At 59.4% G+C, this 22,173-nt stretch carries 20 protein-coding genes; 6 read left to right on the forward strand and 14 right to left on the reverse strand.

Annotation, left to right across the window (positions count from 1 at the left end; translation table 11 throughout):
• Positions 1 to 7 precede the first annotated feature (7 nt).
• Both ABIE49_RS03000 and ABIE49_RS03005 read right to left on the reverse strand, forming a co-directional pair.
• Positions 8 to 820 (reverse strand): FTR1 family iron permease, encoded by an 813-nt coding sequence (locus tag ABIE49_RS03000; protein WP_192733492.1) that lies wholly within the window; start codon positions 818 to 820, stop codon positions 8 to 10.
• Between the two features lie 120 nt (positions 821 to 940).
• Entirely contained in the window at positions 941 to 2,032 is a 1,092-nt protein-coding gene (locus ABIE49_RS03005) for a COX15/CtaA family protein (RefSeq protein ID WP_192733493.1), read from the reverse strand.
• Between the two features lie 107 nt (positions 2,033 to 2,139).
• Here ABIE49_RS03005 and ABIE49_RS03010 point away from each other — a divergent pair, with 107 nt between their 5' ends.
• Complete coding sequence (locus tag ABIE49_RS03010) at positions 2,140 to 2,346, forward strand: DUF2842 domain-containing protein (RefSeq protein ID WP_192733494.1); 207 nt, start codon at positions 2,140 to 2,142, stop codon at positions 2,344 to 2,346.
• A 9-nt stretch (positions 2,347 to 2,355) separates the two neighbouring features.
• Here ABIE49_RS03010 and ABIE49_RS03015 read toward each other — a convergent pair whose 3' ends face one another.
• Complete coding sequence (locus ABIE49_RS03015) at positions 2,356 to 3,408, reverse strand: polysaccharide deacetylase family protein (protein WP_502915859.1); 1,053 nt, start codon at positions 3,406 to 3,408, stop codon at positions 2,356 to 2,358.
• Positions 3,409 to 3,537: 129 nt separating this feature from the next.
• On the opposite strand from ABIE49_RS03015, the gene ABIE49_RS03020 reads away from it, so the two are divergent.
• Positions 3,538 to 4,731: a GNAT family N-acetyltransferase gene (locus ABIE49_RS03020; protein WP_192733496.1), complete on the forward strand. Its 1,194-nt coding sequence runs from the start codon at positions 3,538 to 3,540 to the stop codon at positions 4,729 to 4,731.
• Positions 4,732 to 5,301: 570 nt separating this feature from the next.
• Positions 5,302 to 5,754 carry a MaoC/PaaZ C-terminal domain-containing protein gene (locus ABIE49_RS03025; RefSeq protein ID WP_192733497.1) on the forward strand — a complete coding sequence of 151 codons (453 nt, stop codon included), beginning with the start codon at positions 5,302 to 5,304 and terminating at the stop codon, positions 5,752 to 5,754.
• Positions 5,755 to 5,893: 139 nt separating this feature from the next.
• Here ABIE49_RS03025 and ABIE49_RS03030 read toward each other — a convergent pair whose 3' ends face one another.
• Positions 5,894 to 6,376, reverse strand: a complete 483-nt coding sequence (locus ABIE49_RS03030) for a hypothetical protein (RefSeq protein ID WP_192733498.1) — start codon at positions 6,374 to 6,376, stop codon at positions 5,894 to 5,896.
• A 66-nt stretch (positions 6,377 to 6,442) separates the two neighbouring features.
• Between ABIE49_RS03030 and ABIE49_RS03035 the strand changes: the two genes are divergently transcribed.
• A complete protein-coding gene (locus tag ABIE49_RS03035) occupies positions 6,443 to 6,589 on the forward strand; it encodes a hypothetical protein (RefSeq protein ID WP_192733499.1) in 147 nt (48 codons plus the stop codon).
• 253 nt (positions 6,590 to 6,842) lie between these two features.
• On the opposite strand, the gene ABIE49_RS03040 is transcribed toward ABIE49_RS03035, so the two are convergent.
• The 4 genes from ABIE49_RS03040 to ABIE49_RS03055 all read right to left on the reverse strand — a co-directional run bounded on the left by ABIE49_RS03040 (position 6,843) and on the right by ABIE49_RS03055 (position 11,500).
• A complete protein-coding gene (locus ABIE49_RS03040; protein ID WP_192733500.1) occupies positions 6,843 to 7,220 on the reverse strand; it encodes a response regulator transcription factor in 378 nt (125 codons plus the stop codon).
• A gap of 97 nt (positions 7,221 to 7,317) precedes the next feature.
• On the reverse strand, positions 7,318 to 7,947 hold the full coding sequence (locus ABIE49_RS03045; protein WP_192733501.1) for a response regulator transcription factor: 630 nt from the start codon (positions 7,945 to 7,947) through the stop codon (positions 7,318 to 7,320).
• Between the two features lie 472 nt (positions 7,948 to 8,419).
• Positions 8,420 to 10,306: a sensor histidine kinase gene (locus ABIE49_RS03050; protein ID WP_192733502.1), complete on the reverse strand. Its 1,887-nt coding sequence runs from the start codon at positions 10,304 to 10,306 to the stop codon at positions 8,420 to 8,422.
• Positions 10,307 to 10,537: 231 nt separating this feature from the next.
• Complete coding sequence (locus ABIE49_RS03055) at positions 10,538 to 11,500, reverse strand: LysR family transcriptional regulator (protein WP_192733503.1); 963 nt, start codon at positions 11,498 to 11,500, stop codon at positions 10,538 to 10,540.
• A 100-nt stretch (positions 11,501 to 11,600) separates the two neighbouring features.
• On the opposite strand from ABIE49_RS03055, the gene ABIE49_RS03060 reads away from it, so the two are divergent.
• A complete protein-coding gene (locus tag ABIE49_RS03060) occupies positions 11,601 to 12,581 on the forward strand; it encodes a Bug family tripartite tricarboxylate transporter substrate binding protein (RefSeq protein ID WP_192733504.1) in 981 nt (326 codons plus the stop codon).
• Between the two features lie 111 nt (positions 12,582 to 12,692).
• Here ABIE49_RS03060 and ABIE49_RS03065 read toward each other — a convergent pair whose 3' ends face one another.
• The 4 genes from ABIE49_RS03065 to ABIE49_RS03080 all read right to left on the reverse strand — a co-directional run bounded on the left by ABIE49_RS03065 (position 12,693) and on the right by ABIE49_RS03080 (position 18,298).
• Positions 12,693 to 13,106: a GFA family protein gene (locus ABIE49_RS03065; RefSeq protein ID WP_192733505.1), complete on the reverse strand. Its 414-nt coding sequence runs from the start codon at positions 13,104 to 13,106 to the stop codon at positions 12,693 to 12,695.
• Positions 13,107 to 13,301: 195 nt separating this feature from the next.
• On the reverse strand, positions 13,302 to 15,104 hold the full coding sequence (locus ABIE49_RS03070; protein ID WP_354066565.1) for an adenylate/guanylate cyclase domain-containing protein: 1,803 nt from the start codon (positions 15,102 to 15,104) through the stop codon (positions 13,302 to 13,304).
• A gap of 427 nt (positions 15,105 to 15,531) precedes the next feature.
• Positions 15,532 to 16,878, reverse strand: a complete 1,347-nt coding sequence (locus ABIE49_RS03075) for an FAD-dependent monooxygenase (RefSeq protein WP_192733506.1) — start codon at positions 16,876 to 16,878, stop codon at positions 15,532 to 15,534.
• 433 nt (positions 16,879 to 17,311) lie between these two features.
• On the reverse strand, positions 17,312 to 18,298 hold the full coding sequence (locus tag ABIE49_RS03080; protein ID WP_192733507.1) for an ABC transporter substrate-binding protein: 987 nt from the start codon (positions 18,296 to 18,298) through the stop codon (positions 17,312 to 17,314).
• A gap of 676 nt (positions 18,299 to 18,974) precedes the next feature.
• Here ABIE49_RS03080 and ABIE49_RS03085 point away from each other — a divergent pair.
• A complete protein-coding gene (locus ABIE49_RS03085; protein ID WP_192733508.1) occupies positions 18,975 to 19,484 on the forward strand; it encodes a lipocalin-like domain-containing protein in 510 nt (169 codons plus the stop codon).
• Between the two features lie 364 nt (positions 19,485 to 19,848).
• Here ABIE49_RS03085 and ABIE49_RS03090 read toward each other — a convergent pair whose 3' ends face one another.
• Both ABIE49_RS03090 and ABIE49_RS03095 read right to left on the reverse strand, forming a co-directional pair.
• Positions 19,849 to 20,790, reverse strand: coding sequence for an ABC transporter substrate-binding protein (locus ABIE49_RS03090; protein WP_192733509.1), 942 nt, complete (start codon positions 20,788 to 20,790; stop codon positions 19,849 to 19,851).
• Positions 20,791 to 21,051: 261 nt separating this feature from the next.
• The gene (locus tag ABIE49_RS03095; RefSeq protein WP_192733510.1) at positions 21,052 to 22,053 is read right to left on the reverse strand and encodes an NAD(P)H-dependent flavin oxidoreductase; all 1,002 of its coding nucleotides are present in this window, start codon (positions 22,051 to 22,053) and stop codon (positions 21,052 to 21,054) included.
• Between the last annotated feature and the right edge of the window lie 120 nt (positions 22,054 to 22,173).

The following is a 22,173-nucleotide window of genomic DNA, read 5'->3' on the forward strand; positions in this document are numbered from 1 at the left end:
GTGAGGATTATTCGGCCGGACGCGACGCCGCCTTGTCCTCGCGCGCCAGACGGTTGTTGCGCTGGAACACCGAATAGGTCGCGAGCGCAAACAGAATGACCAGCAGCTGGATCGATAGGGCTTCCATGCTCGGATTGAGTCCGATCGCGGTGAAGAACGCGCTGCCCTTGACCTCGGTGACCGTGATGATCGCCTGCTCCTGGAATTCCTGAACAGCTTCGCCGATGAACTTGATCGCCATCGCGAACAGGAACGCCGAGGTGATGACGAACAGCGGCCGCAGCGGAAGCTTTTGCGCGATCATGTTGATGAAATAGAACAGCACGGCAAGCCCGACCGCCGCCGCCGCAAGGCCGCCGAACAGGCCTGCGCTCCAGCCGCCTTCGGTCTTTGCCAGCGCGTTGATGAACAGCACCGTTTCGGCGCCCTCGCGGAACACGGCGAGGAAGGCGAGCGCGCCGACCGCCCACACCGTGTCCTGCGCGAGCGCGCTGTCGGCCTTGTGCGCCAGATAATCCTGCCAGCCGCGCGGATCCTGCTTCACCATCAGCCAGCCGCTGACATAGAGCATCAAGGCGGCGGCGAACAGGATGATGACGCCTTCGAGCACGTCGCTGTGGTCGCCGGAATTGAGCACCGCGAACAGCCAGGCGGCGATGAAGCTGGCGCCAACCGCGGCCAGCGCACCGCCATACAGCGCGCCGACACGGTGCGCGGAGCCGACCTTTTTCAGATAGCCCGCTAGCGCCGCGATCACCAGCATGGCTTCAAGCCCCTCGCGGAGCAGGATGACGGCGGCCTGGATGAATGCTGAGGACATAAGGGAAACCCTGATTTCCGGTTCGTTTTATCGTCCGGATATTTCAAGTAAAGCGCGACGCCCAACACAAGCGCGTCAAGCCATCTCAACAGATTAGAATAGCTTTAGAGTTCTCTCCTTTCAGCCGGGCTGCCCCACCGGCTGAACCAATCCTTCGCGGCCCGGTTCCGTGCGTCGCGCGACCAGTCGCTCGGTCTGAAAAATCGCCAGCGTCAGGACGACCATCGCAACCGCCTGATGGGCCAGGGCCAGATCGATCGGCACCTGGTGCAACAGCGTCAGGATGCCGAGGACCGCCTGCACGACGATCGCAGCGACCAGCCACCAGGCGCCACGGACCACGGCCGTCCCGGCGCGCGAGGCGACCGCATCGATCGCGTGCAGCACCGCCAGCGCCAGCAGCGCATAGGCGGTCATGCGATGCTCGAACTGCACCGTGAGCGTGTTGTCAAACAGATTGCGCCACCATGGATCTTCGAAGAACAGCCGAGCCGCGGAGGGAATGAAGGCCCCGTCGATCTGCGGCCAGGTGTTGTACACCCTGCCCGCGCGCAGGCCCGCGACCAGTGCGCCGAAATAGATCTGCACAAACGTCAGCGCCAGCAACGCCACGCCGGTGACTTTCAGCCGCGACGACGCGGCCGGTTGCGGCCGGTCCGCCAGCCGCAGCAGCGTCCAGACGATCGCCGCAAAAATCACCAGCGCCAGCATCAGGTGCGCCGCCAGCCGATACTGCGAGACTTCGACCCGCTGCGTCAGGCCCGAGGCCACCATCCACCAGCCGACCGCGCCCTGCAGCGCGCCGAGGCCGAAGATCACCCACAACCGCCGCTTCAGCTCAGGCCCGAGCATGCCGCGCCAGAGGAAGAACAGGAACGGCAGCAGATAGACGGCGCCGATCACGCGCCCGAGCAGCCGGTGGCTCCATTCCCACCAGAAGATGGTCTTGAACTCGCCAAGACTCATGCCGGCGTTGAGTTCGCGGTATTGCGGAATGGTCTTGTAGCCCTCGAACGCCTGCGTCCATTGCGCATCGGTCAGCGGCGGCAAGGTTCCGGTGACGGGTTTCCACTCGACGATCGATAATCCGGATTCCGTGAGCCGCGTGGCGCCGCCGACCAGCACCATGATCGCGATCAGGGCCGCGACCGCAAACAGCCACCATCTGACAGCGCGGTTTGGCGGCCCCTCGCTCCTGGAAATACCGGTCATTGAACCCGTTCGATGCCCATGCTTGATTGAATTTCTGCGCCCCTTATAGTCCGCCCCTTCCCACGCGCAACAGGCTCTAAGCTCAGTAAAGGCTTCACATATCCGCCATGACAATCCGTACCCGCAAATTCGTCGGAACCATCTTTTTGCTGGTGCTCGTCGTGGTCTGGTCCCTGCTTGGCATGACCATCGCGCAGACGCCTTGGCTGGCCAATTCGGGGCTGTTGCAATCGATTTTCTACGTCGTGGCGGGCCTTGGATGGGTGCTGCCGGCGATGCCGATCATCAGCTGGATGTCGCGGCCCGACGCCTGAATTTTGCACTCACTCCTGATCGGTCCGTTTCGCCTTTACCTTCGGAAGAAGCGCCCCGGACAGCATCACCCGCATCATGCGCAGCGAACGCTGCCGTCCATCCCAGGCGACGCGCGGCAACGCATGCAGGTTGGTATACCCCTTCGAAGCGACCACGCCGGGCAACACGGTTGCCGCGCTGGCGAGACCCAGTTCCTGCGCCATCGCCACGTGCGCCCGGCGAAAGGCGTCGCGATCGCCGAACGGATAGGCGAAATGCTTGATGGTGCGGTGGAAGGCGGCTTCCGCCACCGCCTTGCCCATCGCCATCTCGCGCTGGGCGTCGGCGTCTTTCAGATTCGACAGCGCCGGGTAATTCACCGTGGCGCTGCCGACCGTCACATTCGGGTCGGCGGTGAGCGTCGTCAGATCGTCCCAGTCCATCGACGCGCTACGCGACAGGCCCGCAAGATCAACCGAATAGCGCTTGCAGAGATCGTTGATGGCGAATGACAGATCCGGCGGCGACAGCGTCCGCATCCAGCTCGAGAGAAACTCGTAGATCACATATTTATCCGGCGTGGTTGGGATGGTGAAGTGCCGCTCCCTGCGATCGATCACCAGGCTGATGCGGTTTTCCCGCGCGATCATTTCCTCCAGCGCCAGCCACCACGCTTCGCCGAGCCCGTCCGGAAACGCGGTCGGAAGATAAATGGTGAAGGGAACCGCGTGCTTCGCCAGCACCGGATAGGCTGCGGCGATCACATCCTTGTAACCGCCGTCAAACGTCAGCGCGACAAACCGATTGGCCGTCGGCAACGTGACCGCGCGCCGGCATACCTCGTCCATCGAGACGATGTCATATTGCCAGCGCTTCAAAGCCCGGATCATCCGGTCGAGAAATTGCGGGGTGATCTCGCTCGCTTGGAGCGGCTGGAACCGCCGCTTCTGCCGCGCGCGCACGCGTTCGAACCGCAGCACGACACCGGCGCCGCCGGTGGCGCGCTGCTTCAGCCGCGCGTAGCCACTGAAATAAGCGAGCTCCATTTGGGCGCGCTTCAAAAACCCGACGTCCTGACCCAACGTCCCGCCCCCAAATACGGCCGCGCGATGCCCCGCCGCGCCTGCATTGTTATTACTCTTTGTTGACATTTCCCTGCGAAGGTCGGCCAAAGCCGAAAATTGTAAACAATTTCCTATACAGGTTCTGCGATGACCATGGCTGCCGCGATTGAAAACGGAACGGCGGATACGCAAACCTGGTCGAAGCCGGGGCGCATCGCCGACATCGAGATCATCCGCGATCTGACCGGCGCCGAAGCGATCTGGCGCGGTCTGGAAAACGCGCAGCAGCAATCCTCCACGCCCTTTCAGCGTTTCGACTTCGTCAGCGCCTGGCAGCGCAATGTCGGCGCGCGCGAAGGCCTCACCCCCTTCATCGTGATCGCCTACGACGCGGAGCGCCGGCCGTTGATGCTGCTGCCGCTCGCGGTCAGGCATGTCTACGGCGCGCGCTGCGCCAGCTTCATGGGCGGCAAGCACTCGACCTTCAACATGGCGCTGTGGGACAAGGATTTTGCCGCGACCGCAACGCAGGCCGATATCGAAGGCCTGATCGCGGCCATCTCGCAACGTTCCGAGGCCGACGTGCTGGCGCTGCATCAACAGCCGCTACGCTGGCGCGATCTGCCGAACCCGATCGCACTGCTGCCGCATCAACCCTCCGCCAACGACTGCCCGCTCCTGAAGATGGAGCCCGGTGCTGAGCCCACGACACTGATCAGCAAGTCGTTCCGGCAGCGCCTGAAGGGCAAGGCGCGCAAGCTGCAGGCCCTGCCCGGCTATCGCTACTACGTCGCCACGTCCGACGCCGACATCACGCGGTTGCTCGACTGGTTCTTCCGCATCAAGCCGCTGCGGATGGCCGAGCAGAAACTGCCTGACGTATTCGCCGAGCCCGGCATCGAGGATTTCATCCGCAGCGCCTGCGCGGCACAAGTGGCCGGCGGCAACCGCGTCATCGATATCCACGCGCTCGAATGCGACGAGGAAGTGATCGCGATCTTCACCGGCGTCGACGACGGCCATCGCTTCTCTATGATGTTCAACACCTACACGATGTCGGCCAATTCGAAATACAGCCCCGGCCTGATCCTGATGCGCGACATCATCGATCATTTCGCAGCCAAAGATTATCGCGCCTTCGATCTCGGCATCGGATCGGACGATTACAAGCGGCTGTTCTGCAAGGGCGACGAACCGATCTTCGACAGTTTCATCCCGCTGAGCCAGCGCGGCAAGCTCGCCGCGGGCGTCATGTCCGGGCTGAACCGCACCAAGCGCATGGTGAAGCATAATCCGGCACTGCTCGAGATGGCGCAGAAGCTGCGGAACGCGTTTAGCTGACGTGGGTCCCAGCGGCGCCTCACCCATCGCTGTCGTCCTCCGCGAAAGCGGGGGACCCAGTACGCCGCGGCTTCTCGGTTCTATCATTGGCGTCTCTGGGATACTGGGTCGCCCGGTCAAGCCGGGCGATGACAGCTGAATATGCGGCCACGATCTCGCGACGCGATGCGCCCGAGGTTTGCTGGAAACTTCCCGCCCTCTTCAAACAGAGGGCGCAGGGAAGACCGGGTGCGCGCTGCACCCGCGGTCCCGTGTGCGGTTTGCACTAAGTAGGCTGCACACGAGCATACAGGGCAGCGGAGAACACCCGGCCTTCCCTGCGCAAGGGAGAATATGGGCACAAAAAGAAGAGATAATTCAACGCGATGTGGTTGGTGTATCCACCGTTGTGTCGCGATCCGCTGCGACCGAAAATAGTTGTGCAAAATCTGTGACGTGCGGCCATGACGCGGTGCCCGCCTGTGCGCTGGCGCGTCTTCTAATGGGGTCAAGAGGCGGCCCGCTGACATTGAGCGCCACGAAGGCTACCCTTACCTTGCAGTCAACAAGCGGTGCGCTTGGGGGTCATTGATGACCATTCTGTATTTCGAAGAGGCTGAAGTTGGGAAATTACGTATGGCTGGCCCGTACCTCGTTTCCAAAAACGACATCATTCAATTCGCAGAAAAGTTCGATCCGCAACCTTTCCACCTCAATGAGGAGGCTGCCGCGCGCTCAGTTTTTGCTGGGCTAACCGCCTCCGGTGCTCACACCTTCGGTATACTTATTTCGTTGTTGAGCAAGACAGAGCCGTATTCGCTTCGGGTCGTTGCCGGGCTCGGCTGGGACGAGCTCAGGCTCCCGATCCCGGTACGTCCCGGAGACGAGCTTAGACTTGAAGTGACCATTTTAGATAAGCGCCAGTCGAAGTCGAATTCTGATAGGGGTATTATTCGCAACCAAATCCATCTGCGCAATCAGAAGAGCGAAATAGTGTTGGAATGCATTAACAACGTTCTCGTTGCGTGCCGACCAGTTGCATAATCGACCTACGATGCTGATACATGCTCACGCGCTCTGCGCCGCGTGCCCGCCTGTGCGCTGGCGCGGCGTGCCCAGTATTCCTTTAGCCCCGCGCTGGCGGGGCGCTGTAGGACGCTCCTACGGCGCGCGCTGCCGTCCGCTATCGGTCGTCTGTCGCACGCCGCCTGTCGGCCCTCCATGCGTTGTACGCCATGATGGCCTTGAGCCGAACCACCTCGCTGTCGGGATCAACCGGCGACACAGGCTTCGCCGCCTGGGTCTTAGCCGCCTTGGCGGCAGCGTCACGGCGCGCGTGATCCGCTTGCAGTCTTTCGATGCGTCGGCGCAACTCAGCGACCTGTTCGGGTTCAGCCTTGCGGGAATCAGCCAGAAGCTTCCGTAGCCGAGTGTTTTCCATGTGCAGCCTGATCTGCTCGGCGTCGGCGGCTCGCGCGGCCTTGGACGCCGCCGCCAGTTGCGCGCGCAGCCGCTCAATCTCCTGCCGCGCCTCGATCAGCGCCTGCGACGACGCCGACACTGACGTTTGCACAGCCTTGGCGGCCTCGCGCGCCAACTTGACGGACGGCGGTTTGGCCTGCCGCAGCCGCTCGCGCCAGAGGCGCTGGCGTTTCGCGCCGGTCATCGCCTTATCGCCCTGCGCGTGTCGCGGCATGGGGCGCTCCTATTTCGTCTCAGCCAGTCAACCAGTATGAGACGAAATAGAAGCTGGGTCGAGTGCCTGTCGCCTGTCGCGGTGATGGTCCGTCCCGCGCGGTCGTCGCGCTTTGACGCTGGCGCGCTCGCGGTGATGATGCGCGCTGTTGCCGGTGTGCTGTCGTCGCCGTGGCTGGCGTGATTTCACGACAACTCGATTTGATGCGAGCGCTGGCGATGGTGACGCGGTGGTGCTGGCGGTGCGCGCTGCCCGTGGTCGCCCGCTGCTACCACGGTTTGTCCTGTAGCCCTGCGCTGGCGGGCGGCTGTAGCGCCGCCGCTGACGGCTTAAACCGGTGGAGCTTATCTTTTGGAAAGCGCGGTGACCTGTCGCTGTCGGGGTGATGGCCGCGTGGTCGTCGCCGTGCCCTGGCGATGCGCCGGAGCGACCGAGCTTATGTAGGCCCCGCCGATGCTCTCTTGAGCGGCTCGATCAGCTCGTGTGATGAGAACGGCTTGGTGAGAAACGCCACGCATCCAGAGGCCACCGCCGCCTCGCGGTCCTGCGGGCTCGCATTGCCGGTAATGTAGATAACCGGCACGGAGATGCCTGCGGCTTTTAAGTTCTCTCGCAACTCGATGCCTGATCCGTCCGGCAGGTTGATGTCGAGGATGACGCAAGCCGTCTTCTCGGTGTCGGCGCGATGATTTTTGAAAGCCTGCGCAGACGAAAACATAACCGGTTCGAAAGCGTGCTGCCGCAGAAGCCGCTGCACTGCCTTCAACATCCCGGGGTCGTCATCGACCACCAAAACGAGGTTCTTATCCTGCATTCCGGACCTGTCACCGACACGCCTTGGAAGGCCAAAAATATCAACCCGATCCAAATCATCAAGAGGACCGGGCGGGCTGCAGGATAGTAAAATGGGCCTATGTCGTCTGTCCGGTAGCCGACCCAAGGCCGATCCGTTCGGCGAGCGAGACAAGCTCCGCTACGGTATGGACCTGCATTTTCTCCATCACCCGCTGGCGATGAGCTTTCACGGTGCGTTCAGTGCAACCCAGCATCTGGGCGATCTGCTTATTGATTTTGCCGCGAATAATCAGCAACAGGACTTGTTGTTCGCGCGGCGTCAACAGAGCAACGCGATGGCGGATGATGTCCAGCTTGCTCTTCAGATCATAGGTGAGCTGGTGATAGGCCATCGCCCGTTCGATTGCCTGAACCAGCTCTTCCGACGACACGGGCTTGGTCAGGAAATCATGCGCGCCAGCTTTCACGGCTTTTACCGTGAGTGCGATGTCGGTGAAGCCGGTGAGGAAGATCACCGGCAGCGTCGAACGGAGTTCGTGCAGCCGCGACTGTAGTTCGAGTCCGGACAGCCCCGAAAGCCGTGCATCGAGAAGAATGCAGCTTGCGACGGCTTCGTTCGGCAATCGATCCAGAAACTCTTCGGCTGACGAATAGGCCCTTACCTCATAGCCCGCGTACTTCAGCTGACGCTCGACCGCTACGCGGAACGAAGCGTCGTCATCCACAATATGCACCACGCCCGGCACGTGTCCCTCCATGCCGTTTCACGTTTAACCACGATAAGATGCAGAAGACCTCACGATCCCGTTAGTTGGACCAAGGGCCGAGCAGCTATGCGATAGCGGCACCGGGATTTTACGTGCCTTAAACGAGGTAGACACTGGCGTCGGGCGAAAGGATGCGACCAAAGTATCTATGCAGTTTGTGCCACGCCGCGCGGTGATGCGCCCTGTCGATGCGCGCCAGACGCTGGCGATGGTGACCGGCGGGGTACCCCCTCATCGGTCGCAAGGTTCTCTGGAGGGCGCGACCTTGCGCGGGGACCGCGATACCCCCTTTATCGCGGGTATCAGCTGCGGGAACATCCGTGGTTGCAGTTACAGGGAGCTGGTGCGTCCCACGCGATGTCCGCTATGCGCCGATAGCGACGAACTTCCGCCGTGCAGTGAAATGACGCGATTGCCAGAAGCAGAAGTAGCTACATGCAAGAACTGGGGTTCAAACAATCTGTGTAAGAGGAAGCCTGATTTTAAAGGACGCGCCGCCGTGATCCCGATTTTTGGCTGCTATCTCCCCGCTGTGCGCCTCGATAATGGTCCGCGCGATGGACAGCCCCATGCCCATGCCATCCGCTTTGCTGGTAAAAAACGGCTCGAATATCTCTTTTAGTTTGTTTTCGGGAATGCCCGGCCCACGATCTGACACGGATAGCTCGGCGAACTCTCCGACGCGCGAAGTCCGGACGCTGATGGCGCGGTTTTCGGCAGGCATATCCTTCATCGCGTCGATCCCGTTCACCACAAGGTTCAGAATGACTTGTTGAAGCTGAATGGCGTCACCAAGGATTGGGAGCGAATTCGGTGTGATCAAACTCGTCAGTTCGGTCTTTCGCGCGACAGCCAACGTCGAAAGAAATTCAACGGTTTCCCGCGCGACATCGTTCAGGTCGAGACTTTTCAGTTCGAAAGGTGTCTTTGTCAGCAGGCTTTTCATCCTCCGAATGACTTCGCTGGCGCGTCGGTCGTCCCGTACAATATCGTCAACAATCTCGTTCAGTTCCACGATGTCAGGGCTCGGAGATTTCAAAATGCCCTGAGCTGTTTCGGCGTTGGTCAGAATAGACCCCAGGGGCTGGTTAATTTCGTGAGCAAGCGAAGCCGTCAGTACGCCTGCGGTCGAGAAACGATTGACATGTGCCAGCTCCGCCATGCGCTGTCGGGCCTGCACTTCGGCAAGTTGACGACGGCGACGTTGATGCAGCAGGGCCGTGATAAACCCGGCCTGCAAGAGCATAACGGCAGTAATCAGCGATATTTGCCAGGAATAACGCCGCCACACGGTCGGCTCCCGAAACAGGATTTGGCTGCCCGGTGGCAGACGACTTTCACTGATCTTCCACCGTTGAAGCTCGCGCCAATCGTATTTCGCGGGTGCAAAATCGCTTGGTGGCGTCTTGATATCACCCGGCTTCTCCCCGCCGAGGATGCGCATCGCAACCTCCATGGCTCTACGGCTTCCACCAAGCGCCGAATGCATGGGGCCCCCGACGATCTCCTGGCCGAAAAACGCGTCATCATGGGTAAAAATAGGCGCGTTAGCGGAGGCATAAAGCCTGGTCAGCGCCCTATCCCCTTCGTGTGCCACGCCAGCAGCATCAACTATCATTTGGTACCAGAAGATTGCAGAATGCGGGGGCAGCGAAGCGGTTTTCTTCAACACTTCATCGTATGACAAGTCGTCGTACCATCTGATTTCGATACGCCCATCCAGTGGCTGCAACTCCCGTCGCATTTCTTTCTGCCAATATTTTTCATTCGGCGAGTTGCCGTTGATAACAGCGACGACTTTCGTGTCCGGTGAAATATTCAGGAAGCTATCGAATAAAACCCGAAAGTCATGTCTGACCGCGACAACGGCGTCGTTTCCGGTTAAGCTCTGATACTGCACGCGACGCTGTTCCAGAACCGTGAATAAAATCGGAGCAGTGGGGAACAGATCGCGTCGATGACGCTGAAAAAAACCTGCCGACGGTGCGCCGACGCTGACGATCAAATCCGGCGGTGTGCCCGCATACAATTCTTGGATATATTCGAGGAATAGTTCCTCGGCTCTCGGGTCTCCTGACCGAGCTGCGACCAGCGAATGTTCTTGTACGTCGATTGGCCAGCGTGACTGTCGATCAAGTTCGGCTCGAATATCCTTCGCATAAGCATTCCATGGCCGAAACTCCCGCCCCACCGAATGCAGGATCAGCACTCGTTTAGGCTCCGGAGCAGCCGCTTGACTTTGATACATCGTTGCCAGCAATAAAGCGACGACCAGCGCCGCGGTGACGGTCCGCGAATACAAAGATCGCCATGGCAAGGTAACCAGCCAGAAGTGCATTGCCATCCTGCTCGAGCCCAACCCTAACATCCTAACGGCTCGACTAGGTCATTAACAGTAATGTTACTGGCTGCTTCGGAGTAGGTAAATGTCCGGGTTGGGTCATTCGCGTCGGTTTGACTGCGTACCGCCGACTTCCGCTCTGCCCCCATCAACGGACATCATCAGACCAAGCCCGGTTGATCCGGTCCGTGCCAAACGCGGACTTACCGTGCGGGTCAGTTTTCGACACTAGCGCTCTTTATTGCGATTTGGCGAGACCAGAGGCCTAACGACACCGCGCGTGAAGTCGAGAAATAGTTGAGCTGCTGGGCTAAGTGTCCGGTCCTTCAGTGTGATGACGCTGATTGGCGGTGCCGTCACGGGAAGGTTTATCGGCAGCACTTTCAGTCTCACACTGGGGGGATTGAAGTGCAGGAACATGCTGCCGAGAACCCCGAGATGTTGGCCTCGCGCCACGATGTTACTCGTGCACAGCGCCGATCCGACGGAGACGGCTCTTTGGGGAGGATCAAGACCAATGCTCTTAAATGCCTCAATGACCAGCGCACCCACCGGGTGATCTGGCGGCGGTAGGCACCACCTTTCGTTCACCAGGTCCGCCAGCCCGAGCTTTAATCGACGGGCCCAGGGGTTGCCCATGCCGGCAACCACCCACATTCGGTCCTGACATAGGACCGAGGCTTCCAAAGCCTGATCGAGATCCTTGTGCGCAATGCGCATGATCGCGAGCTCAACCCGCCGATTCAGCAAGTCTCGCTGCTGCAATGTCGCGGGGTCTCCGAGCGCAACGTCGAACCGCAACCTCGGATATCGTTGCGTCAGTCGGTCGATCAATGTCGGGAGCAACCCGGTGCTCAAGTTCTCCTCGCACCCAATCCGTAATTCTCCGGTCGTCGGATCGGACAAGGTTTCGAGTTCACTCACACTCGTCCGTAGATCATCGAAGATTGCAACGCTGCGCTTGAGCAACGCCCGTCCATGAGGCGTGGCTTCGACGCCGCCGGGGATACGATCGAACAGACGAACGCCCACGACCTGCTCCAGCTCTGCGATCGCCTTCGATACAACAGGTTGCGAAATCGCGAGGTGTTCAGCCGCTTTCGCCATGCTGCCCCAACGGGCCACGGCGACAAGCACATTCAGCTGACGCAGTTTCAGTCGGCGGCTGATCGTGTCGGAGCGTTCGGCCATGGTGCATTCCAAAAAGCTATAGGCCTAGAGAAAAATAGAACTTAACGTCTATGGCAGGAATGGGCAAGCTTACAGGTATTCGAACGTCAGGAGAGCTTCCATGAGTGCCATCAGAAGCATCGCTCGACATATCCTAATGACGTTGCCGATACTCGGCATCGCCTTGGCGGCTCATGCAGAGACCTATCCTTCAGGCGTTATTCGCATAGTGGTGCCAACGGGACCGGGGACGCCGCCTGACGTCATCGGCCGCGTCATCGCAACGGAACTCTCCGAAGCCGAGGGCTGGCGGATGGTTGTGGAGAACAAGCCAGGTGCGCTTCAAACCATCGGAATGTCCGACGTACTCAAGCAGCCGGCGGACGGCTACACGATTTACTCGATGAGCGTGCCTACCGCAGCGGTGCCTGCCTTGATGCCGAATCTGGGGATGCGGCCGGACGTCGACTTTACCCCGATCGTCAAGGTCTCGAAGTCCTACAATGCACTCGTCGTCCCCCCTTCCTTTCCGGCGAAGTCCATTTCCGAACTGGTAGCCGTCCTCAAGCAGAACCCCGGAAAATACAATTTCTCGTCGGCAGGATTTGGAACTCCCGCACACCTCATTGGTGAGATGTTTAAGTTGCAAGCCGGCATCCAAGCCATCCATGTGCCCTATCAGCAGTCGCAGCAGCGCATCGGTGACCTGCTGAATGGCACCAACCATTTCGATTTTCTTGCAACGGTCACTGTAGCCGACTTCGTAGAAAGCGGGCGTCTTCGCGCCCTTGGCGTGACCGCGCCTGACCGCGTGGCTGGCCTCAAGGACGTCCCGACGGTTGCCGAGCAGGGTTTTGCCGAGCTTGTCGTGGAGGACTACGTTGGATTCGCCGTGAAGCGCGGCACATCGGGCGACATAGTGATGACCCTTAACGCCGCAGTGAACAAGGCACTTCAAAAGCCCAAGGTCATCGAGACCCTTACCAGGCTTGGCGCAACACCGGCGGGAGGAACGCCCGACGCCTTTGGAACACTCGTCAAGGATCAGGTGGCTTACTGGGGGAGAATCATTCGAGATTCCGGAATCAAGATGCCGCAATAACTATCGTTCTCGCGCGGTCGCAGACTAAGCCGGTGCCGCGGCGAATGGCGGACGATGATGAAGGCGCGTTGCTCGATTTCGCTCGTTCGATGGGGATAATTGCTGTCCTGCTCAGCTCGGGTTCGCGGGTGCTTGGGTGGCGCCCTCGGGAATACCGACCCAAGGCAATTTTTCGGCGCACCAGATATGCAGGTTAGGCGCGAGCCAGCTCGAGTCGTCGAGCGTGCCAGCCTTAATGAACACGATGGCGCCGTATGCCGCGCCGTGGCTGTAGACGTGGGAGCCGCAGTCGCCACAGAAGAACCGGTAAAACGCTTTGCCGCTCGCGCCGCTATGATCCTCGTAACGGCGCGGACTGCCGCTTTCGATGCTGAGCGTGTCCTGTGGCACGGCGACGTTCATCGAGAAGGCGGAGCCCGAGTTCTTGCGGCAGGTCTCGCAATGGCAGACCACTTGCATCAGCGGCTCAGCGTCAGAGCGGTAGCGTACGGCACCGCAGAGGCAACCTCCCTGGATCGTCGGCATCGCATCTGTCTCCCTGCCTGTTCATGGTGGTGGCCACCTGATTTAATCTTACCTTGCTCTAGCTGTCTACGACTGACGGAGGCGTCCAAAGACCAAGCGGCCACCTGCCCCCAAGACGTCCGTCAAGTGCCAAACGTGCGGGACAATCCAAATTCTGAACAGAAGAGCCGTAGTGCCGCTCCGCTAATGCTCCTATCACTCCGGCAATCCCGCTTTTCGCAAGCCCTCTACGTACCTGGCAAAGTCTTTCGCCGCACGAAATGGGACAACCTCGGCGAGGTTGGAAATTCGCAGCTCCGGGTCGATCTGGCGCATACGGGTCAAGGCTTTCTGCGCCTGTACGAGTCGCCCAGAGAGCGCGTGGCTTGCCGCGGCCATGCGTATACCGGGAAGATAATTCGAGTTCTGCTGGAGCGCTTTTTCCGCCCACGACGATGCCGCGTCATATCGACCAGCAAGAAAATGCGCAGCTGCCGTCCCGTTCTGCATTCCAAAAATGAGCGGATCGAGTGGGTTCAGGCGCATTGCGTGCGCCATGTGCTCAATCGCCATTTCCGGTTCGCCGAGGTGAATTTTCACCCAGCCACTGAGGTGCCATGCTGCTGCCAGATTCGGATCAAGCGCCAGAGCCCTATCGATCAGGGCGGCGCCAGCGTCGAGGTGGCCGAGGAGTCGAGCGAGCGCGAACCCGCCGGTATACAGTGCGACCGCATCGTTCTTAGCCAAACGAGCCGCCTGCCGGGCAAGGCGCTCAACTTCGGCGATTGAATGAGCATCGTCGTGTATCCAGCCATAGTTCTTGCGCAAGACGTGGCACCACGCGGCCATTCCATAAGCAGAAGCATAATTGGGGTCGAGTTCGATAGCCCGGTAGAACAATCGCAGCGCCTCGCTGACGGCGTCCTCAGTTCCCTCAAACACCGAGTGAATGGCGGCTATCCCCAGCAGATAATAATCGTAGGCATCGAGGCTCTCGGTCGGCTTGCGTTTGGCTCGCTCGATCTCGGCCTTTTCCATCGCTGGCGCGATCGCCCCCACAACGCTCGCAGTCACCTGGTCCTGGAGATCAAAGATGTCGTCCAGCCCACCGTCAATCCGGTCTGCCCAAATATGTGCTCCGGTTGCGGTATCGATGAGTTGTCCTGTGATACGCACGCGGTTTGCGGCCTTGCGAACGCTACCCTCCAGCACGTAACGTACCCCAAGCTCGCGCCCAACCTGCTTCACGTCGACTGCTCGCCCTTTGTATGTGAAGCTAGAGTTGCGCGCGATAACAAACAGCGCCTTGAAACGGGATAACGCCGTGATGATGTCCTCGACTATTCCATCAGCAAAGTAATCCTGTTCCGGATCGCCGCTCATGTTGTTGAACGCCAGAACGGCAATCGACGGTTTGTCCGGAAGCGCCAGAGCGTGCGTGCTATCAACAAGCGGCGCTACGGGCGATGGCGATGCCGCAGAATCACTCGCATTCATCCTCAACCGCCACGCGCGCATCGGCTCAGCAATGTTTTTCAGGTTCTGCGGCCCTAAATCCTCGAAGGCGGTATCGATCTTTCCGCGGATTTGACGTTGTGCGTCGTCGGAGATGCAAACGCCGCCGGGCTCCGCAATCCCTTCAAGCCGCGCGGCGATATTGACGCCGTCGCCAAAGATATCGTTGTCATCGACGATGATGTCGCCGACGTGGATGCCGATCCGATATTCAAGCCGCCTGATCTCGGGCACGGCCGCATTCTGCTCGGCCAAGCCACGCTGTACCGCGATAGCGCAGCGCGCGGCATCGACCGCGCTGGCGAACTCGACCAGCATGCCGTCGCCGGTTGTTTTGACGATCCGCCCGCGATGTGCGGCGACGGTAGGATCAACCAGGGACTTTCGGGTGGCCTTGAGACGAACCAATACGCCTTCTTCGTCCGCACCCATCAGGCGGCTGTATCCCGCGACATCCGCCGCCAGAATCGCCGCAAGCCGCCGTTCCACACGATTGTCGGCCACAACGGCCCCCGAGATCGGTAGATTCCGTCGCAGACATCAAAGCACAGGACGTCGCTCTTGGGCTAGGGCTAATGTCCGCGTTGGGTCGATCGCGACCGTCGTGGCAGTCGGCGCGCCACTTCCGGTCTAGCCCGAACAATGGACATGCCGTTGCATCAAAACAACCGACGCGATGTGCCAACAGGCGACATCCCGCGAGGTGGCCGCGCTAATCCCTGCCACCTTTGCGGTCGCCTTTCACTTGAAAGCGCGACTTCGCTTGGCCGCCATTCTTTCGTGAAGAAGGGTTCGAGTGGGCCATAGAGGCGCAGGATTAAGAAGGTCTGGACCCAGTTGCCTCTGCGCGACCCCCGCAGGCTGCGTCTCCGAGCAACCGCAGGGTACGCCTCGGTCTTGGACCGCAACTCAATTGCGGCCAACGCAGCTTTCAGGCTGGGGTTGCCATAAGCTTGGCCACACGCTCAGAAATCTCAGGGGCACGCAGGGCGCCTTGCGGCTTGAGCAAATGATTGACCTCAATCATGAGTTTATGAATTGAGGGATCCTGTGCACCCAAACGAACCAGACCCAGATTGAACTGCATTCTCTGCTCGAAGTTGGCCGGACGCTCTCCTCGCGTATTGGGGTAGATGAAGTCGCTTGTCGCGATCCCCCACGGGGTCTCTAGCACGCCCTGTATTTCGGCGAAGAAAACAGCTGCCAGCCCATCGAGTGGATCTGTCTGCGCCGCTCTTGCTCTCAGAAGACGATCGAGAATGACCGCTTCCTGGGCAGCAACGCTCATCCCCTGCCCGAATACAGGGTTAAAACGACTGATCGCGTCACCAATTGGGAGCAAGCCGTTTGGAAAGCTTTGGACTGTCTCGAAACGCCGTCGCACGCTACTGGGGAGCAGGAAACGGATGATTGGCCCAATGGGCTTTGCATCTTTTATGGCATCGTAAATGGTCGATGTCCGCAATGACTTGGCGAATTCAAGGAAGCCCTCCATATCTCCAGGGGGAGCGTCTCCGTGATTGGCTCCGACGCTGACAATCCATCGATTGTTCTCGATGGGAGAGAGAAATGCACCGCGATTATCACGAGGCGCTGCGGGCAGAACAATCACGCCCTTCCAAGCCGGGGGAGCGTCGACCGGCTGCTCGAAGATGGCAGTGGAATAAGCCATATCGATGCCAATTTCGGTCTCCTCGGTTTTTGGAAAGCCCATGCTTTCCAACGCAGCAAGCGTCATCACGCCGCGCCCTGAAGCATCCACTACAAGGTCGGCTACAATCGTATTGGCTTTACCGTCGGACGTTTCGTAGCGGACGCCTGATACTGCAGAGCCGCTCGGCAAAGCGAGAAATTCCACTACGCGGCAGCCTCCCAGCAATTCGATATTTTTCTGTCGTCCGACGCCTTGTCGCGTAACGAATTCAAGCATCGGGCGCGACATCGACAACCAGCTCAGCCCGAGATCGCGTTGTGGATAGGGATCGAAGCCCGGCCGCTCCATGCGCAAACTCTGGGGTGTCAGCCTAATTGCACCCGCCTGCTCAAGTTCAGTCTCGAATCCTGGCAACAGTTCGTTAAGCGCGACTAGGCCACCTGCGAGGAGCGCATGAAGATGCCTGGCCTGAGGAGTACCCTGGCGCGGAGTGGCGTCCAACGGCAGGAGGTCGCGCTCCAACACGGTGACCCGATCGAAATGAGCTGAGAGTGCCTTGGCGGCCGCGAGCCCGCCCATACCCGCACCAACGACAATTACGTGTTCACCAACAATACGTGACATCTAAGTCCTCCGCTCTCGGTGCGGGTGAGAGCTGCCGGCACGAACAACAAGTGATCACGAACACAGTTTGAATTCAGGGCATCTGGCCAAATCACGATCTAACGTCGGATTTCCGGGGCGGACAAATTACCGATAATGGCGAAAGTGAATAGGATTTTCTTGTCCCAGGCAAGCGTTAGCAAAATTTCAGACCCCACCTAAACCAAAGAAGAGCAAGAGCAAGATCCGCTCCTACTCAATCGCGTCGGTTTGACAGTAGGCCAGCCACTTCCGGTATACCCCCGTCAACAGACACCGTGCGGTCGATGTCCGCTTCGGATCAAACTGAGAAGTCCGAGCGTTCAACCGGCAGGTCGTGCTTTACCCAACTACGGACATGGCCTTGCACCAGCACAAACTGACGCTTTGTACCAGATTCAGACATCGCATCGCTTCACTCAATCACCTCGTCGGCGGTCGCGAGCAGCGACTGCGGTACGGTTAGGCCGAGCGCCTTTGCAGTCTTGAGATTGATAATCAGCTCATACTTGGTCGGCGCCTGCACCGGCATGTCGGCCGGTTTCTCGCCCTTGAGGATACGATCGACATACCCCGCGGCGCGCGGGAGCGGATCGAGCGTGTTAGCTCCGTAAGTCATAAGGCCACCGTCCACCGCGTAATAGCGATAGGGATAAATCGATGGCAACTTGTGACGAGAGGCAAGGCCGATCAAGAGCTTGCGACGAGAACCTGTGCCGCCGGAGGTTACAATCATGCCGCCACTGCCGGAGCGTGTGAACGCCGCTACGCTCCGCTCGATTTCGTCGGTGTCGCGCACGTTCACGGGTGTGAGTTCAATGTTAAGGTTCTGCGCTACCGATCGAACCGCCGCGAATTGTCCGATGCCAGCCGCAGTGGCTGGATCACGAAACACCAGAGCCCGGGTCACGTTTGGCGCGATTTGCTTGAGCAACTCGGCCCACTTGCCGCTCATGCTGTATTCGAAATTCGAGAAGCCGGTGATATTGCCGCCCGGGCGGGCCATGCTTTGGACGAAGCCGGCGCCGACCGGATCAGGAGCGTTCACGAACACGATCGGGACAGAACGCGTAGCCTGCTGCAAAGGTCCGACGGCCGCACTGCCGATTGTCACGATCACGTCCGGCGTAAGAGCTACCAGCTCCGCCGCATCGGTGCGACCACGGTCGGCATCGCCGCCAATCTGACGAACTTCGATTTTGAGATTGCGACCGATCACCCACCCCAACTGCCGAAGAGCCTGTTCAAAAACCGTGGCCCGCGCTTGCGCCTCCGGATCGTCCGATTCAAGGGCGTTGAGCATGCCAATGAAGCGCACGCGCTCGGATTGTTGCGCGCGTACCGTGATAGGCCCCGCAACAACCGCCCCACTCACGATACCGAGAAAATCCCGCCGCTTCATCCTCGCGCCCCCGATGGGTGACATCTTAACTGCTCCAATCGGACCCGGAAGGGGCCAAAAGAAGCTTCGGGTACAAATTATCTAAGACTGGCGATGTTCGTTGCGGGTCAATCGCGTCGGCTTGACGGTCGGCAAGTCACTTCCGGTCTACCCCGGTCCGACATCGCCAGATCGGCTCTGCTCTTCCGCTTCGTGCCATGACCGGACTCATGCACCGCAGCATAGACGACCGGAAGCCGGTTCGTGGCGGCGAGATCCACTAAGTGTTTTCGCTCGCCCAGCAGCATCCCGCTTACCAGCACAGCCACAGCATCCGCACTCGCGCTAGTGATTTCAAAATTGGCATTGTCCATATCGGCGGGACCGCGTGCCTTTAGCCTGGATCCGGAGCGCCCGTGCAGCGCTTTCTGCTGCCTTCAGCGTGACTTTTTTGTACGGTCGCGCATGGCACAACCTTCGGAGTGGCTCGTAGCGTTTCGCCGATTGTCCTTTTCGAATGCATGCCCACCTCTTGGTGTGGTCAATCCGCTACTGGCCGTCGGTGCGGTATTGTGGGATGAATTGCCCCACTGACCGCCGAGGCCCAGCACACTGATTTTGAGGCTCCGACTATGCTGGGCGGCACAGCCAGAACCCGTTATAGATGGAACGCGCCTGTAGAACCGGAGGGAGCGCCATGAAAGCACTATTGTCACTTCCGATAGCCGCAGCTCTTACGTGCGGCACATTGAGCGCGGGAGCGGCAGAGTCGCTCAAACAGCAGCTTGTAGGCACTTGGAGCGTCATTTCATTTGTAAACGAGAATGAAAGGACCGGGAAAACAACCAAAGTATTTGGTTCCGATCCAAAGGGATACTTTATGTTCGATGCGGCAAATCACTTCTCAATCACTCTCATGCGTCCGGGGCGACCAAAATTCGGCCGCCGCGACTTTCCGCTTCCCGGGGAAACCAGAGCCGCTTTGGAGGGAATAATCGTGATGTTTGGCGACTACAAGGTAAATGAATCTGAACATTCAATATCCTTACAGATTATCGGCGGCAGCTTTCCCGCGTGGGACAATACGAATCAGAAGCGTTTTATCGCGATCAACGGCGATGAGCTCACGTATAAGAATCCCACACCAGCAACTGGTGGGGGTACCGCTGTGGTGACTCTGAAACGCGCGACAAGCGCAAGCGAGTGATCTTATGGTCGATCCGTCGCCACGGGCACATCGTTTCTGCTCAAAGAAGATCGGCCCGGTGAACAGCATGACAGCGAAAGACAATTCGTGGGCGGCCGCCGCTTAGCGAAATTACTATGCCCGTCACATTCAGAGTACAGGAGATCAGCCAAGGGCACTGGTTGCCCCCGACCGGCAAGCCAAGCCTCGGTACCCCCGAAGTGATCGAGTGAGTGGGCCGCGCACATGTCTGAATCGGGTCAAACGCTGCCCTGTCGGCCCGGAAACACGACTTCAGATCATCCTCCCGAAAGCAGACATCCGGACAAACCGGCATGTCTCAAACTGCCAAAGGCAGACACATGCACAGCAGCAACTTGCAACTCTATTCGACCACCTCGTCGGCGAGCGAAATCAGTTTGTCCGTGACAGCTAGCCCAAGTGCTTTAGCAATTTTTGCATTGATCGCCAGTTCGAACTTTGTCGGCTGCGCGACGGGCAGGTCAGCCGCCTTCGCTCCGCGCAGAATTTTGTCAACGTACTCCGCCGCCCGTCGGTACATATCGGTAAAGCTTGCTCCGTAGGACATCAGACCGCCAGCTTCGACATAGCCCTTCTCGCCGTGCATCGTGGGCAGTCGAGCATCCAGCGCCAAGCCGTTGATTCGAAATCGGTTGGTGTTCATGAGCGCTTCACTCGCAATGTAAAGCGCATCTGCGCGACCTTTAATCCCTTCGATGGCGGGGGCGATTTCCTCCGCTCGCCGGATTGCGAGCGCAACAGTGTCAATCCCGACGGTCTGGGCTGCTAACTGAGTTTCTCTTGTCTCCATCACCCCGATAGGACTGCTGGCACTTGCGAGGATTGCTAACCGGCGCAAATTAGGAACAATCTCGCCCAGCAGTGCGACTCGTTTGCCGGCAATTTCCGCCGACTGGTTCGATAGGCCGGTGATATTGCCTTCAGGTCGTGAAAGACTCCCGACCACGCCTGTTCCCACCGGATCCGCCACCGTCGTGAAGACGACCGGTATAACCGATGTGGCTTGCTTAGCCGCAAGAGTTGCTGCTGTTCCCGCGGTAAGTATCACATCGACCTTCAGTCGGACAAACTCGGCGGCGATTTCGGACATGCGATCGCCGCTGCCTTCCGCCCATCGATACTCGATTAAGACAGTACGTCCTTCGATCCAATCGAGTTCGCGCAGCCGTTGAACAAATGCCGTGGTCCATTTTTCTTGGTTGGCCCGTGTTTGAATCCCTAGAAATCCGACAGTGCGGAGCTTAGCTACCTGCGCGCGTGCGGTTACCAAGGGCAACGCGACCACTGCGCCTCCAAGAGCACTGATGAATTCCCGCCGCCTCATGCCATCCCCGGTCAGTCCGAAGGCGCTTCGTATCGGCTCAAACGAGTGCTTTGATACTAAACCACCTTCGCTGCTGCAACATGAGATGCTAGCCGATGTCCGGTTCGGGTCAATTTCGGAAGTCGACGTCCGCTTCAACGAGGTCGGCTCTGTCCCTGTGAGCGGACATTGTCACATCGGTCACGCAGGTCCGAAAAGTGCCCAAGAGCAGACATGCACCCATTAATTTCCTAGCTGCCGAGCTAACCCAAGCAAGATGGCTTGAGCTTCGCCAACGATCTCGCGCACGATCTCCGCCGCGGGTTGTCTCTTGTGAACAAGGGCAACGCTCTGCCCGGCATAAAGCGCCATAGCATCTATATCGCCCTCAGCATCAGCGGCGGGCGGAGCCGGTCGATACCGCACTATCGGCCCGCGGGATTTCGAGGTAGCTACGACTTCGCCCTCACCGGGCCGCTTGCCCGTTGCCGGACGTCCGGCGGCTTCCCAAGCCGCGACAGTACTATTGCGCAGTACGCGATGAGGTGCCTTGGGCCAGCCGATGTCGAATAGCTCTTCGAGATAGATGGTGTCGTCTTCTGTTGCTTGCAAAATTCGCTCGCGATAATGCGGATGAATTGGCACCTCGTTGCTCGCAAGAAAACGGGTCCCGATCCAAGCCCCCGAAGCGCCCAGTGCTAAGGCAGCAGCAAGCCCGCGGCCGTCGGCAATACCCCCCGCTGCAAAGACGGGAACTGATCCGACCGCATCGACCACTGCGGGAACGAGCGCCATCGTTGCGACCGTTCCACGCACATGGCCACCGGCTTCCCATCCCTGGGCGACTACGACGTCAACGCCACACTCTACTGCGTGCCGCGCTTCTGCTACCGTGCCAACTGTGTGAAGCACGGTGGCACCACCAGCCTTCGCCCGGGCCACAAGGGCTGAAGGATCGCGCCAGATGAAGGAGATAACCGGCACGCCCTCCTGCAAACAGGCGTCAAGGCGCTCTTCTTGCGGAAAATCCAGGTTCAGATTGACGGCGAACGGTTTAGTCGTGAGAGCGCGAGTTTCGCGGACCTGCTGACGCAATGCCGGTATGTCCGCCCCCCACAGTGCGAGCGTGCCCAGGCCGCCAGCGTTGCTAACTGCAGCAGCAAGGGCGGAGCTGACCAGCCCACCCAAGGGCGCTTGAATTATCGGAACTTCGATCCCAAGCCGTTCACAACCTGCCGTAATCATTAGGTCACTCCACCGGCTAAATACGCATTCTGGACCACTCGTTGGGTATATTGCCCGACACCCTTGGCCAGCTTTGAGCTACGGCCAACCCCAACACCGGACATGGCCTTGCACCGCGCA

Source organism: Bradyrhizobium sp. OAE829, assembly GCF_040546575.1.
Classification (GTDB): domain Bacteria; phylum Pseudomonadota; class Alphaproteobacteria; order Rhizobiales; family Xanthobacteraceae; genus Bradyrhizobium.